Below are 14843 nucleotides of genomic sequence, written 5' to 3' on the forward strand. Positions count from 1 at the left end.
CATGGCACATCCTGTGCCACCGAATGACCGGGTTCCGCCAAAGACAGAGCGCGGGGGCACAACGCGATGACCAGTCCATCCCAGGCTGACCTCATAGCCGGGAACGACACCACTGACGGGGAGTCAGATCCTCCCAAGAAGAGGAAGCCGACTTCCTCGGACGATCTTGTGGGTCGTTCACCCGGCCAGCTGATGTGGACGCGCTTCAAGCGCGACCGTACCGGTGTGATCGCCGGCTGCGTAGTGATTTTCTTCTTCCTGATCGCTGCGCTGGCGCCCGTCATCGCCAAGCTGTACGGCAAGAACCCGTACACGCTCTACAGCCAGGAGGACTACACCCTCCTGGACGAGTACGGGTACCCGACCGGCAACGCCGGCGGAATCTCCGGGGACTTCTGGTTCGGCATCGAGCCGGACATGGGCCGGGACATCTTCACTCAGCTGCTGTACGGCATGCGGACGTCCCTCTACACCGCGCTGGTCGTGGCCGTGCTCGCGGCGCTGACCGGCGTCATCATCGGAGTCACCGCCGGCTACATGGGCGGCAAGGTCGACTACTGGCTCAGCCGGTTCACCGACTTCGTGATGGCCTTCCCGAGCCAGCTCTTCCTCATCGCGATGACCCCGGTCATCACCGCCATCTTCGTCGACCCGCAGAAGGAGACGCCGGTTCACATCCGGTTCTTCGCGATCGTCGGCATCCTGTGGTTCCTCGGTTGGATGGGTATGGCGAGGCTGGTGCGCAGCCAGACCCTCTCCCTCCGAGAACGCGAGTACGTGGACGCAGCGAGGGTCTCGGGTGCCTCCAGCGCGCGCATCCTGCGCAAGGAGCTGCTGCCGAACCTGCAGTCCACGATCCTGATCCAGGCGAGCTACATGCTCCCCTCCGCGATTCTCACGATCGCGTTCGCCTCCTTCGTCGGTGTGGGCTTCCAGGAGCCGACTCCCGACTGGGGACGAATGTTCGCGACCGCGGGTCGCATCTACGAAGACAACCCGATGTACATGCTCTTCCCGGGCGTGGCGATGGTGATCTTCATCCTGGCGTTCAACCTCTTCGGCGATTCCGTCCGAGATGCCATTGACCCCAAGGCCGGACGCTGACGCGTCTCCCTTGACCCCCAGGGCTGCCACCCTGCACCGGGTTTCCGGAGCCGTCAGGCAGCGTTTCGAACTACAACGACAGGCAGGTGCATCATCAAGATGAGGCTCTCATCTACGCGCAAAGCTCGCGCCATCGTGGTCGCCCTCGCGGCCGGGTCGCTCGTACTGACCGCATGCGGCAGCAACAACGGCGGCGGTGACGGCGAGGACAAGTCGAGCACTCAGGACGACGCCGCGGCGCAGTCCAAGCCGGTTGAGTTCGGCGACGCCGAGGCCTCCAAGGGCCCGGCCGAGCCGATCAAGGGTGCCAAGAAGGGCGGCACCATCCGGGTCTACCAGGAGTCGGACTTCACCCACCTCGACCCGGGCCAGATCTACGTCTCGGACGCCGGTCAGCTCTCCTCGCTGATCCACCGCGGTCTGACCACCTACAAGCAGGACGACGAGGGCGGCCTGACCGTCGTCGGCGACCTCGCCACCGACTCGGGCACCACCGAGGACGACGGCAAGACCTGGAAGTACACGCTCAAGGACGGCATCAAGGACTCCGACGGTGACGAGATCACCTCGAAGGACCTGCGCCACACCATCGAGCGCCGCTACGCCAAGTTCCAGACCGAGGGCCCGACCTTCATCCAGGAATGGCTCTCCGGCTCGGGCACCAGCTACCGCAAGGCGCTGCCCGACGGTCCGTACGAGGGCAAGCACCTGCCGGACAGCGTCCTGGAGACGCCGGACGACAAGACCATCATCTTCAAGTTCAAGATCGCGCGTCCGGACCTGCCGCAGGCCCTGACGATGCCGGGTTACGCCGTGGTGCCCGAGGCCAAGGACACCAAGGAGAAGTACACCAACGGACCGGTCGCGCTCGGCCCGTACAAGATCAAGGAGTTCAAGCGCGGCAAGGGCATGCAGCTCGAGAAGAACGAGCACTGGGACGAGAAGACCGACCCGATGCGGCACCAGTTCGTGGACGGGTGGAACATCACCTACAACCACAACCGGGCCGACCAGACCAAGCGGATCATGTCCGACCGCGGCGAGGCCAAGGACTCGATCCAGATGTCCGGATCGGTCGACACCCCGCAGGTCAAGAAGGTCGTCGAGGACCCGGAGATCAGCAAGCGGACGATCCAGGGCTACCAGCCCTACGTCTGGCAGCTGAACATGAACATGGACCGCATCAAGGACAAGCGGGTCCGTGACGCGATCACCTACGCCCTTCCGCAGAAGGCCATCCTGCGCCCCGACGGCGGTGCCTACGGCGGTGAGCCGGCCGGTGGCCTCCTCGCCCCGACCCTGCCCGGCTACGACAAGAGCTTCGACCCCTACGACAAGCTCAAGAAGCCGAACGGCGACCTCGAGAAGGCCAAGGAGCTGCTCAAGGAGGCCGGCAAGGAGGGCATGACCCTCGTCTACGGCCACGCCAACGAGCCGCACCGCACCTCGCAGGCGGTCATCGTCGAGAAGGCGCTGGAGAAGGTCGGCTTCAAGGTCGAGAAGAAGGACATCCAGGGCTCGGCCTACTACGAGACGGTCGGCAAGGTCGACAACAAGCTCGACATCTACATGACGGGCTGGGGCCAGGACTGGCCGTCCGCCACCACCGTCCTGCCGGTGCTCTACCACGGCGACAACATCGCCGACGGCAAGTCGAACTACTCGCACATCAATGACAAGAAGGTCAACGAGGACATCGACAAGGCCCTGGAGATCACCGACCCGGAGGAAGCCCAGAAGGCGTGGACGAAGATCCACGAGTACGTCGTGGAGGAGATCAACCCCGCCGCCCCGATGTACTACACCAAGCAGCTCCAGGTGTACGGCTCCAACGTCGGTGGCGCCCGGTACGGCCAGGTCAAGAGCTACATCGACCTGACCCGCCTCTACCTCAAGAGCTAACAGCACGACGCAAGTGAGTCCCCGGGAGTGCGCGCGCGGCGAAGCGCACATTCCCGGGGCTCGCCCCGACTCCACCCTCCACCCCTCGCCGCCCTTGAGAGCAGCGGACTGCCATGCTTCGTTTTCTTGTTCGCCGGGTGCTAGGCGCCTCGGTGATCCTCCTGTTGATCAGTGCTGTCACGTTCTTCCTCTTCTTTGCCGCACCCGGTGACCCCGCGATGCTGGCGTGTGGAAAGAACTGCACCCCCGACGCGCTGGCGATCATTCGCGAGAACCTCGGTCTCGACAAGTCGATACCCCACCAGTACTGGCTGTTCCTCTCGGGCATCTTCACCGGCAGGGACTTCGCGATCGGCCACTGCGACGCACCCTGCCTCGGAGTGTCGTTCAACGACCGCACGATGGTGTGGGACACCATCATCGACCGTCTGCCGGTCACCGTTTCGCTCACCGTGGGCGGTCTGATCATCTTCCTGACCCTGGGCATCGGCGCCGGCCTGCTGGCCGCCGCCAAGAAGGGCACGATGGTCGACAAGGCGGCGAGCTCCACCTCGCTGGTCCTGAGCTCCCTGCAGATCTACTTCATCGGCCCGGTCGTTCTCGGTGCCGTGGTCTACAGCACCGGCTGGCTCGACGCCCCCCAGTACAACGAGTTCTTCGACGGGCCACTGGCCTGGGCGGCCGGCCTGTTGATCCCCTGGGTGGTCATGTCGCTGATCTTCACCGCGCAGTACACACGTATGACGCGCGCCATGATGATCGAGCAGCTGCAGGAAGACCATGTGCGGACGGCCAGAGCCAAGGGCATGGGCAGCAAGTACGTCTTCTTCCGCTACGCCTGGCGCGGCGCGATGGTCCCGATCGTCACCATTCTCGGTATGGACCTCGGCGGCATGCTCGGTGGCGCGGTGGTGACCGAGATGACCTTCGGTCTCGCGGGCATCGGCCGACTTGCCGTCGACTCCGTGCTCAACATCGACCTGCCGCTGACCATGGGTGTCATGCTCGTGGGCGCGACGTTCATCCTCCTGTTCAACATCCTCGTGGACGCCGCGTACGCCTTCATCGACCCGCGCGTGCGACTGTCCTAGGAGAGCACCAGTGACACTGACCAAGACTGCGGACTCCTCCGCCCCGGCCGAGTACGACGGCAAGTTCCTCTCGGTGAACGACCTGCGCGTGCAGTTCTCCACCGAGGACGGCATCGTCAAGGCCGTCGACGGTCTCTCCTTCGACCTCGAGCGCGGCAAGACCCTGGGCATCGTGGGCGAGTCCGGTTCCGGCAAGTCCGTGACCAACCTGTCCATCCTCGGTCTGCACAACCCGAAGACCACCGAGGTGACGGGCGAGATCCTGATGGAGGGCGAGGATCTGCTCACCGTCCAGGAGAAGCGCCTGGAGAGCCTGCGCGGCAACAAGATGGCGATGATCTTCCAGGATCCGCTGACCGCGCTGTCGCCCTTCTACACCATCGGCCGCCAGATCATGGAGCCGTACCGCAAGCACACCGGGGCCAGCAAGAAGGAGGCCCGCGCACGGGCGATCGAGATGCTGGAGAAGGTGGGGATCCCGCAGCCGAGCAGGCGCGTGGACGACTACCCGCACCAGTTCTCCGGCGGTATGCGCCAGCGCGCGATGATCGCCATGGCCCTGGTCTGCGACCCGGACCTGATCATCGCGGACGAGCCGACGACCGCCCTGGACGTCACCGTCCAGGCCCAGATCCTCGACCTGCTCAAGGAACTGCAGCAGGAGTTCGGGTCGGCGATCATCTTCATCACCCACGACCTCGGTGTCATCGCCAACATGGCCGACGACATCATGGTGATGTACGGCGGTCGGGCGGTCGAGCGTGGCAGCGTCTCCCAGGTGCTGTACGAGCCCGACCACCCCTACACCTGGGGCCTGCTGTCCTCGATGCCGAGGCTGAGCGGCGACGTCAACGAGGAGCTGCGGGCCATCCGCGGCACCCCGCCCTCGCTGCTGAACCCGCCGCCGGGCTGCGCCTTCAACCCGCGCTGCGACTTCGCGGACCAGGTGGCCGGCAACAAGTGCCGGGAGGTGCGTCCCGATCTCGGTGAGGGCCGTGCCGCCGCGTGCCACCTCTCGGCCGACCAGAAGCAGACCTTTTTCGTCGAGCACATCAAGCCCCGGCTGGGCTAGGGAGAACGCACATGAGTGAGGAACTCACCCTGACCAAGCCGACGGACGCGGTCCCGGCTTCCGGTGAACCCCTGCTGACGGCACGGGATCTGACCATGCACTTCCCCATCTACGGGGGCTTTCCGTTCAAGCGGAAGGTCGGTGCGGTGCAGGCGGTCGACAAGGTCGACCTGGACGTCTACCCGGGCGAGAGCTTCGGTCTCGTCGGCGAGTCCGGCTGTGGCAAGTCCACCACCGGACGTCTGCTGACGCGTCTGCTGGAGCCCTCGGGCGGCACCCTGAAGTACCAGGGGACCGACATCACCAAGGCGACCCGCAAGCAGCTGGCACCGATCCGGTCCGAGATCCAGATGATCTTCCAGGACCCGTACTCCGCGCTGAACCCGCGGCAGACGGTCGGCCGGATCATCACCAGCCCGATGGAAGTCAACGACATCAACCCGTCCGGCGGCCGAGAGGCGCGGGCGCGGGAGCTGCTGGAGATCGTCGGCCTCAACCCCGAGCACTACAACCGCTTCCCGCACGAGTTCTCGGGCGGACAGCGGCAGCGCATCGGAGTGGCCCGGGCGCTGGCACTGGAGCCGAAGCTGATCGTCGCGGACGAGCCGGTCTCGGCGCTGGACGTCTCCATCCAGGCGCAGGTCATCAACCTGATGCAGAAGGTGCAGCGCGAGCTGGGCATCGCCTTCGTCTTCATCGCGCACGACCTCGCCATCGTCCGGCACTTCTCGCAGCGCCTCGCGGTGATGTACCTGGGCAAGATCGTGGAGGTCGGTGACCGGGACTCGATCTACCTGCGTCCCCGCCACCCGTACACCCACGCCCTGCTCTCGGCCGTGCCCGAGGCGACAGGTCCGTCGGAGGACAGCAAGAAGGAGCGCATCCGCCTCGCCGGCGACGTGCCCTCGCCGATCTCGCCGCCCTCCGGCTGCCGGTTCCGCACCCGCTGCTGGAAGGCGCAGGACATCTGCGCGAGCGAGGAGCCGCCGCTGGTGCAGATCTCGGGCAACGCCGCCGGCCACCTGACGGCCTGCCACTTCCCCGAGGACGGCACCACCGAGGCGACCTCCGAGGACGTCGTCATGGACCCGGCGCTGCAGTCGCTGGAGAGCCAGCACGACTGACCGGCCTGCCGGTCGTACGCGCAGACCGCCGGCCACCGACCCCAACAGGGCGGTGGCCGGCGGTCTTTGCGTTGTGGTGGCAGGGGAGTGTCCACGGCCCCGGCCGGGCCGGCCGGGCGGTCTGCTGCCGCCCGGGCCGGCCCCTGCGACGCCCGCACGGTCGCAGTCGACCGATTCTGCCCGGGCCGTGTGTCAGGCCCGGATCGCTCGAGTTGCCGGCGCATGACGTCCAACGTCCCTGCGGGGCAGGCGAGTTGAGCCGGCAGTTGCGCCCCGGGTTGCACAGATCGTGGCGGCGTCAAGATGAAAGACGTATCGTTCTGGTCCGATTTCAGGCTATTCCGGTGATTCATTGCGTTGTGGCGGTGGATAGCCTTGACCGTCCGTTCCGCTGGTTGCAAGGTCGCGCTGAACCTCACTTCTGTGCGCACCGGGGGGACGTTGACCACGACCGTCGCCAAACCAGTCGAACCGGCCGAACCGACCGAGCCCGAAGAGGTCTCGGGGCGTTCGCCGGGCAGCCTCATGTGGCGGCGCTTCAAACGTGACCGCTCCGGCGTCGTATCGGCCTGCGTGGTGCTGTTCTTCTTCGGTGTCGCGCTCTTCGCGCCGGTGATCGCCTGGCTCTACGGAAAGAATCCGTACACCCGTTACGGGCACGAGCGCGAGGGTCTGCTCAACGAGTTCGAGTATCCGATCAAACCCAACGGCGGTATCGACGGCGAGTTCTGGTTCGGCCTGGAACCGGGGCAGGGTCGGGACGTTTTCACCCAGCTTCTCTTCGGCATCAGGACGTCCCTGGGAATCGCGGTCGCGGTCACCCTGCTCGCCGTCGTCACCGCGATTCTCATCGGAATCGCCGCGGGTTATCTCGGCGGCAAGGCGGACTACTTCCTGAACCGGTTGATCGACCTGCTGATGGCCTTTCCGAACCAGCTCTTCTTCGTGGCGTTCATGCCGATCGTCGCGGCGTTGTTCGTCGATCCCTCGGAGGAGACGCCGACCTACATCCGAGTGGTCTCGGTGGTGCTGGTGCTCTGGTTCCTGGGTTGGATGACGCTGGCCAGAATTCTGCGCGGAGTGACTCTGGGGCTGCGCGAACGTGAATTCGTCGAGGCCGCGAAGGTCAGCGGCGCCTCGCGCTGGCGCATCATCACCCGGGAACTTCTGCCCAACCTCGTCACTCCGATCCTGGTGCAGGCCACGATCATGCTGCCGAACTTCGTGACGACCGCTGCCGCCCTCTCCTTCCTCGGCGTCGGAATCATGGAACCGACCCCCGACTGGGGACGGATGTTCGCCCGCGGCGCCGAGGTCTACCAGGGCGATCTGACCTACATGTTCTTTCCCGCGGGGGCGATGGTGCTCTTCATCGTCGCGTTCAACCTGCTCGGCGACTCGGTGCGGGACGCCTTCGACCCCAAGGGCCAGCGGTGATCGGCCGGAAGCGGCAGAGCGAGCGAGGACAGGCAGGTGTGGCAGCGATGAGGAAGACCCTGATGAGCAGAGCCGGCGACCGGCGCGGCGGCGCTTCCCCCGGAAGGCTGCGAGCCGCACTGGTCGCGCTGACCGTCTCGGCGATCACGGCCACCGCGTGCAGCGCGGGCGGCGGGGGCGGAACCGGCGGCGACGGCGAGGAGGCGGAGACCGCCTCGCCGGTCGAGTTCGCGGGGAAGGAGGAGTCCACCGGCCCCGCGGAGAAGATCGAGGGCGCACGCAGGGGCGGAACCATTCCGGTGCTGGAACGCGACAGCTACGAACACCTCGACCCGGCGCAGATGTACGTCGCCTCGCAGACCACCATGGCCTCGCTGATCCACCGCCGGCTGACGACCGTCAAGCTCGACAACGACGGCGAGTACAGCGTCGTCGGAGATCTGGCCACCGACTCCGGAACCACCGAGGACGACGGCAAGACCTGGAAGTACACGCTGAAGGACGACATCCGCTTCGAGGACGGTTCGCCGATCACCTCCAAGGACATCCGGCACACCTTCGAGCGGCTGTACGCGCCCTTCATCACCGAGGGGCCGAAGTTCGTCCAGGAGTGGCTGGCGAACGAGAGCGGCGCCAAGGCGCGCGAGATCCTGCCCGACGGGCCGTACAAGGGCGATCACCTGCCGGACAGCGTGCTGGAGACACCCGACGAGAAGACGGTGATCTTCAAGTTCGAGCAGCCGCGCAACGATCTCCCGTACGCGCTCTCCATGACCGGCTACGGAGCGGTCTCCGCCGAGCGTGACACCAAGGAGAAGTACGACCGCAAACCGGCGACCTCGGGGCCGTACAAGATCGAGGAGTTCAAGCGCGGCCGGTCCATGAAGCTGGTCAGGAACAAGGAGTGGGACCCCAGGACCGACTCCTCCCGGCACCAGTACGTCGACGCCTTCGACGTCACCTTCAACCACGAGTACGCCAAGAGCGCACGGGAGCTGCTGGCCGACTCGGACCCGAACGCGGTCACCTGGAACGGTTCGGTGGACATCGACACCGCCCAGCGGGTGCTCAAGGACGACGCCGCCAAGGAGCGCACCGTCGACGGGTACCAGATCTACGTCGCGCAGATGGCGATCAACATGGACCGGGTCAAGGACCACCGGGTGCGCCGGGCCATCGCCTACGCGATGCCCAACCGCGGTGTGCTGGCTCCCTACGGGCCGGGTGTCGGCGGGGAGTTGACGGGCAACTACTTCAACCCGATGCTCCCCGGAGCGGACCGCGGGTACGACCCGTTCAACAAGGTGAGCAAGCCCAACGGCGACGTCGAGGCGGCACGCAAGCTGCTCAAGGAGGCCGACGCCGAGAACTACAAACTGGTGTACGCCCACGGCACCGCGGACGAGGACCAGAAGGGCTCGGTGGCGGTCGCCGGTGCGCTGGAGAAGGCCGGCTTCGACGTCCAGCGCAAGGAGATCCCGACCGACAACTACTACGACCGCATCGGCAAGGTCGACAACGGCTGGGACATCTACCGCAGCAACTGGGGCCACGACTGGGCGAGCGCCAGCACCGTGATCCCGCCGCAGTACGACGGCCGGGCGATCGAGGACGGCGCCGCGAACTACGCCCACGTCGACGACAAGAGGATCAACTCCGAGATCGACCGGATCGCCAAGGTCGCGGACCCGGAGAAGGCCGCCGACGAGTGGTTCGAGCTGAGCAAGTACATCCTCGAGGACGTCACGCCCGCCGTCCCGCTCTACGCCTACAAGCAGCTCCAGATCGCAGGGTCCAACGTGGGCGGAGTCGTCTTCAACAACGAGCACAGCGGCGTCGATCCGACCAAGCTCTTCCTGAAGAAGTAGCGCCCGGCCGCCGGGTCCGCGGTACCGCGCCGCGGACCCGGAACGGCGCCCCGCCGAGGACCGCCTGCCGCGGAACACCACTCGTTCGTGTGCCGCGGCCACCACGCCCCCGCAACGCCGCAGCCGACCGGCACTCGGCCGGCACCGCCATCACGCCAGGGAAGCCGTACTCACCATGATCAGATTTCTGCTCCGCCGCGCGGCGGGCGCCGTGGTCATCCTGCTGATCATCAGCGCCGTGACGTTCTTCCTCTTCTACAGCATCCCCAGGGACCCGGCGCGGCTCGCCTGCGGCAAGACCTGCGACCCCGAGTCCCTGGCGATGATCCGGGCGAGCCTGGGTATCGACAAGCCCGTTCCCGCGCAGTTCTGGGAGTACCTGTCCGGCATCGTGACCGGACGCGACTTCGCCACCGGGCACTGTCCGGCGCCCTGCCTCGGATACTCCTTCCGCGACGAGTCGCCGGTGCTCCAGACGATCCTGGACCGAATGCCCACCACGGCCTCGCTCGCCGTGGGCGGCACCGTCATCTTCCTGGTGGTCGGCCTCACGCTGGGCGTCATCGCCGCCCGCAACCAGGGCAATCTGATCGACAAGGGGCTCAGCTCGCTGTCCCTGGTGATGAGCTCGATGCAGATCTACCTGGTCGGTCCGCTCGTGCTGGCGCTCTTCGTCTACCACCTCGACATCCTGCCCTCGCCCCGCTACGTGGAGCTGACGGAGGATCCGCTCGGCTGGTTCCAGGGGCTGCTGGTGCCGTGGCTGGTGATGTCGATCATCTTCACCGCCGCGTACACCAGGATGTCCCGCTCGACGCTGATCGAGCAGATGCAGGAGGACCATGTGCGCACCGCCCGGGCCAAGGGCATGTCGGAGCGCACGGTGCTCTTCCGGCACGCGTGGCGCGGTTCGCTGATCCCGATCGTGACGATCCTCGGCGTCGACATGGGCTCGCTCTTCGGCGGCGCGATGGTCACCGAGTTCACCTTCGCGCTGCCGGGGCTCGGCAGGCTCGCGGTCAACTCGGTGATCCAGACCGATCTGCCGATGCTGATGGGCGTGATGCTCTTCGCCGCGGCGGCGATCATCCTGTTCAACGTTCTGGTCGACGCCGTGTACGCCCTGATCGACCCGCGCATCCGGCTCAGCTGAACCGGATGCGTACTGCACGGGCCCGGCAACAGAGCCGGGCCCGTGCATAGCGTCAGGGCGTGGCGGTCAGGCCCAACGAGCGGCGCAGGAAGTCGACCTGGAGCAGAAGCAGGTTCTCGGCGACCTGCTCCTGCGGCGTCATGTGGGTGACCCCCGACAGCGGCAGCACCTCGTGCGGCCGGCCCGCGGCCAGCAGCGCGGAGGAGAGCCGCAGGCTGTGCGCGACCACCACATTGTCGTCCGCGAGACCGTGCACGATGAGCATCGGCCGGTGCTGGTCCGCCGCGTTCCGCAGCCCCTCGTCGGTGACCACCGAGTTCTCCGCGTAGGTCTGCGGAGAGGTGTTCGGATCGCCGAGGTAGCGCTCGGTGTAGTGGGTGTCGTAGAGCCGCTGGTCGGTGACGGGGGCGCCGACCACGCCCGCGTGGAAGACGTCCGGGCGGCGGAGCACGGCCAGTGCGGAGAGGTAGCCCCCGTACGACCAGCCTCGGATCGCCACCTTCTCCAGATCCAGCGGCACTTCGGCGGCGACCGCGTGCAGCGCCGTGATCTGGTCCTCCAGGTTGAGCGCGGCCAGGTTCCCCGCGATCGCCTTCTCCCAGGACGGGCAGTCGCCGGGTGCGCCGCGACCGTCCGCGACGATCACCGCGAAGCCCTGGTCCGCGAACCACTGCGAGGTGAGGTAAGCGTTGCGCGCCGCGACCACGCGCTGACCGTGCGGCCCGCCGTAGGGGTCCATCAGCACCGGCAGCGGCCCGTCGCCGGGGGAGTGACCGGTGGGCAGCAGTACGGCGGTGGGGATGCCGACGCCGTCCGTCGCCCCGGCGCGCAGCAGCCGCGGCGCGGGGGTGAGGACAGGTGTCGCCGCCTGCGACCGGATCTCGCGGGAGGTGCCCGCGCGCAGGATCTGCGCCCGTGCGCCGAAGCGGTCCAGCGCGGCGGTGACCAGCACGGTCGTCTCCCCGCCCCGCACCGCGGAGGCGACCAGCGGAGCCGGGCCGCAGATCCGCTCGGTGGCGGCTCCCTCGGCGTACGGGATCCGGTGGACGGCCACATCGCCGATCGCGTCGGCGCCGTCGGCCGCGGTGGTGGCGGCGCGCCCGGGGGCGGCGCTGACCAGTACGTCCTCGGGGCCCACGTCGAGCACCGCGCGCAGGTGCAACTCGGGCCCGGTCAGGGTCCGTTCGCCGACCACCAGGGCCCGGGCGCCGCTCGCGTCCGAGACGCGCACCAGCCGGCCGTCCGGGCTCCAGGCCAGGCCGCCGGCGGTGATTTCCAGCCAAGTATTGTCCCGCTCGATGTGCACGGTGGTGGTCTCGCCGGACTCCACGTCGACGGTGAGATACCGCTGTTCGCGCTGGTCGCGCTGCTGCACCAGCAGCAGCGGCGGCCCGCCCGCCGACCAGTGCACCGCGACGAGGTACGGGTGGGTATCGCGGTCCCACCGCACCTGCACACAGCTGCTGCCGTCGACGCTGCGCACCTCCAGGCCCACGTCCGCGTTGGGAGTGCCGGCGGCCGGGTAGGCGATCTCGGCAGGCGGGGACTGCGGGTTCGCGGGGTCGGAGATCCACCAGCGCCGGACGGGCGAGTTGTCGACCCTGGCGACGAGCAGCCGGTCGCTGTCGGGGGACCACCAGTAGCCGCGGTGGCGCTGCATCTCCTCGGCGGCGATGAACTCGGCGAGCCCCAGGCTCACTTCGGCGTTCTCCGGCACGGCCACGGCCGTGTCGGTGCCGCCGTCGGTCCGGGCGACCCGCAGCGTCCGGTCGGCGACGTAGGCGATCCACCGGCCGTCGGGGGAGGGGCGCGGATCGACGACCGGCGCGGGCACCGGGAGCTCGCGGGTGGTGCCGTCGAGGAGCCCGGTCACGAAGAGCCGGCCGGAGAGCGCGAAGGCCGCGAGCTCCACGGCCGCGTCCGTCGCGTAGCCGACGATGCCCGCGCCGCCCTCGCGGCTGCGCTCCCTGCGGGCGCGCTCCTCGGGGGACAGCTCCTCGTCGGCGCCGCCGAGCAGCTCGGCGGGGTCCGCTGCGAGACGTTCTGCATCACCCGCGTCCGCCGCGAGGTCGTGCACCCACAGTGCGCCTGCCGGTCGCTCCGGGGCGGCGGAGCGCAGAAAGACCACGCGCCCGCCGTCGGGCGCCACGGTGAAGGAACGAGGCGCGCCCAGCGTGAAGCGCTGCGTACGGGCGTGCTGGCGGGGGAAGCTCTCGGGCTCGGTCGACATGTGCCGAGCGTACGGGGCCTGCGCTCGCGGCCGGCAGGCGTCCTCCGGACTTCGGCTGAGGTTTCGTCAGACCCGTGCCCGGGGTATCGCGCGGTTGACCGGAACCGGCTCGACGGAAGACAGAGACATGCGCCCCGTCTGCTCCAATGCTCCAGCGCGTGCTGACTCACCGAAAGTTATGATCAGTTGCGCACCGTCGGACCGTGGGTATGTAGTCCCTGGTATCCCGATGGCATACGCCCTGCCCTTAGCGACCGTACGTCCCTGGAGGTGAGCCGCCGTGGCACTCTCGATTTCGGCGGTGGTGCTGCTGGCGATCATCGTCTTCCTGTTGATCAAGAAGTCAGGACTGAAGGCCATGCATGCCGTGGTCTGTGTGCTCTTCGGCTTCTACCTCGCCAGCTCGTCCATCGCCCCGACCATCAGCGATCTGACCACGAGTGTGGCCAATATGGTGAGCAACCTGAAGTTCTGACGCTCGTCACCGCCACCGATCGCCGTCAGGACGGTCGGTGGTGAGCGAAACACCCAGGGCCGGGCCGCGTAGGCTCGGCCCCATGAGTGAGCACCCCCGCCGTCGTCTGCTGCTCGTCCACGCACATCCGGACGACGAGTCGATCTGCAACGGTGTGACGATGGCCCGGTACGCCGCCGAGGGCGCCGCCGTCACCCTCGTCACCTGTACGCGCGGGGAGGAGGGCGAGGTGATCCCCTCCGACCTCGCCCGGCTCGCACCCGACCGCGAGGACACGCTCGGCCCCTACCGCGTGGGCGAGTTGGCCGCCGCGATGCGGGAGCTGGGGGTCACCGACCACCGCTTCCTCGGCGGCCCGGGGCGCTACCGCGACTCCGGAATGAGCGGCGCCCCGCAGAACGACCGGCCCGACGCCTTCTGGCAGGCGCCGCTGGACGAGGCCGCGGCGCTGCTGGCCGAGACGATCCGCGAGACCCGTCCGCAGGTCCTGGTCACCTACGACCCCCGGGGCGGCTACGGCCACCCGGACCACATCCAGGCGCACCGGGTCGCCACCCGGGCTGTCGAGTTGGCTGCGGACGAGGCGTTCGGGCCCGAGCTCGGGCAGCCGCACCGGGTCGCCCGGATCTGGTGGAACTGTGTACCACGCAGCGCGCTGACGTCCGCGGTGTTCGCGGACAACCCGTTCGAGGCCGCCGTGACCGAGCAGGACGTGCCGGGGGTGGTCGACGAGGAGTCGGTCGCCGTCCGGATCGAGGGCGACGCACGCGAGCGGAGCGCCAAGACGGCGGCGATGGCCGCGCACGTCACCCAGGTCCTGGTGCGGGGCGAGTGGTTCACGCTCTCCAACTGGCTCGGGCAGCCGATCCAGACGACCGAGTGCTACCGGTCCCCCGACGGCGACCTGCCGCCGCACGAGCCGCTGACCGATCTGTTCGCGGGAGTCGAGCTGTGAGTTCCGAGCCGGGCGCGACCGCGCCCACCGCCAGGGCCCGCTTCCTGCGCGCGGCCGGCCTCGCCCTGCTGGTGCTGCTGGGAGTGCTGGTCGGCGCGACGGGTCTGCTGGTGCACGCGGGCTGGTTCCCCGGCGGCCTGCTCCTCGCGCTCGCCGCTCTGGTGGGCGCCTGTGTCGCGGGGGCCGACCTGGCCGGCGGGCGCCCGGGCGCGCTCGCACCCGGACTCGGCTGGGCGCTGGTCGTCCTGCCGATGACGTTCTGGACGACAGCCGAAGGGGACTTCCTCGCCACGGATCTGACGGCTGCTCTCTTCCTCTACGGAGGCGTCATCGCGGTCGTGATCTGCGCCACCCTGCTGCCCTCCACCCGGTCACGATTCGGCCTTCCTGGAGACCCTGCCGGACGCCCCCAGTAAGGTGGGCCCCGCCGGC

The 14843-nt window shown here is 68.0% G+C and carries 12 protein-coding genes; 11 read left to right on the forward strand and 1 reads right to left on the reverse strand.

Features of this window, described 5'->3' with window-relative positions; genetic code table 11:
- Positions 1-66: 66 nt before the first annotated feature.
- The 8 genes from MTQ01_RS08385 (at position 67) to MTQ01_RS08420 (ending at position 10751) form a co-directional block, all read left to right on the forward strand.
- Positions 67-1104, forward strand: a complete 1038-nt coding sequence (locus tag MTQ01_RS08385) for an ABC transporter permease (RefSeq protein ID WP_247488194.1) — start codon at positions 67-69, stop codon at positions 1102-1104.
- Between the two features lie 99 nt (positions 1105-1203).
- Entirely contained in the window at positions 1204-3006 is a 1803-nt protein-coding gene (locus MTQ01_RS08390; RefSeq protein ID WP_247488196.1) for an ABC transporter substrate-binding protein, read from the forward strand.
- 113 nt (positions 3007-3119) lie between these two features.
- Complete coding sequence (locus MTQ01_RS08395; protein ID WP_247488198.1) at positions 3120-4097, forward strand: ABC transporter permease; 978 nt, start codon at positions 3120-3122, stop codon at positions 4095-4097.
- A 10-nt stretch (positions 4098-4107) separates the two neighbouring features.
- A complete protein-coding gene (locus tag MTQ01_RS08400) occupies positions 4108-5169 on the forward strand; it encodes an ABC transporter ATP-binding protein (protein ID WP_247488199.1) in 1062 nt (353 codons plus the stop codon).
- 11 nt (positions 5170-5180) lie between these two features.
- Positions 5181-6293, forward strand: a complete 1113-nt coding sequence (locus MTQ01_RS08405) for an ABC transporter ATP-binding protein (RefSeq protein WP_247488201.1) — start codon at positions 5181-5183, stop codon at positions 6291-6293.
- Between the two features lie 441 nt (positions 6294-6734).
- Positions 6735-7730, forward strand: a complete 996-nt coding sequence (locus MTQ01_RS08410; protein ID WP_247488203.1) for an ABC transporter permease — start codon at positions 6735-6737, stop codon at positions 7728-7730.
- A 47-nt stretch (positions 7731-7777) separates the two neighbouring features.
- Positions 7778-9598, forward strand: coding sequence for an ABC transporter substrate-binding protein (locus MTQ01_RS08415; RefSeq protein ID WP_247488205.1), 1821 nt, complete (start codon positions 7778-7780; stop codon positions 9596-9598).
- A 175-nt stretch (positions 9599-9773) separates the two neighbouring features.
- Positions 9774-10751: an ABC transporter permease gene (locus tag MTQ01_RS08420; RefSeq protein ID WP_247488207.1), complete on the forward strand. Its 978-nt coding sequence runs from the start codon at positions 9774-9776 to the stop codon at positions 10749-10751.
- A 52-nt stretch (positions 10752-10803) separates the two neighbouring features.
- Here the strand turns inward: MTQ01_RS08420 and MTQ01_RS08425 are convergent, their stop codons facing one another.
- Positions 10804-12981: a prolyl oligopeptidase family serine peptidase gene (locus tag MTQ01_RS08425; RefSeq protein WP_247488209.1), complete on the reverse strand. Its 2178-nt coding sequence runs from the start codon at positions 12979-12981 to the stop codon at positions 10804-10806.
- A gap of 280 nt (positions 12982-13261) precedes the next feature.
- Between MTQ01_RS08425 and MTQ01_RS08430 the strand changes: the two genes are divergently transcribed.
- The 3 genes from MTQ01_RS08430 to MTQ01_RS08440 all read left to right on the forward strand — a co-directional run bounded on the left by MTQ01_RS08430 (position 13262) and on the right by MTQ01_RS08440 (position 14827).
- Positions 13262-13456 (forward strand): hypothetical protein, encoded by a 195-nt coding sequence (locus tag MTQ01_RS08430; RefSeq protein WP_211042060.1) that lies wholly within the window; start codon positions 13262-13264, stop codon positions 13454-13456.
- 82 nt (positions 13457-13538) lie between these two features.
- On the forward strand, positions 13539-14411 hold the full coding sequence (mshB, locus tag MTQ01_RS08435; RefSeq protein WP_247488211.1) for an N-acetyl-1-D-myo-inositol-2-amino-2-deoxy-alpha-D-glucopyranoside deacetylase: 873 nt from the start codon (positions 13539-13541) through the stop codon (positions 14409-14411).
- A complete protein-coding gene (locus MTQ01_RS08440; protein WP_247488212.1) occupies positions 14408-14827 on the forward strand; it encodes a DUF6113 family protein in 420 nt (139 codons plus the stop codon). The genes mshB and MTQ01_RS08440 overlap by 4 nt, the downstream gene beginning before the upstream one ends.
- Positions 14828-14843: the final 16 nt, after the last annotated feature.

The sequence above is a fragment of the Streptomyces sp. XM4193 genome, assembly GCF_023072595.1.
In the GTDB taxonomy this organism is placed as follows: domain Bacteria; phylum Actinomycetota; class Actinomycetes; order Streptomycetales; family Streptomycetaceae; genus Streptomyces.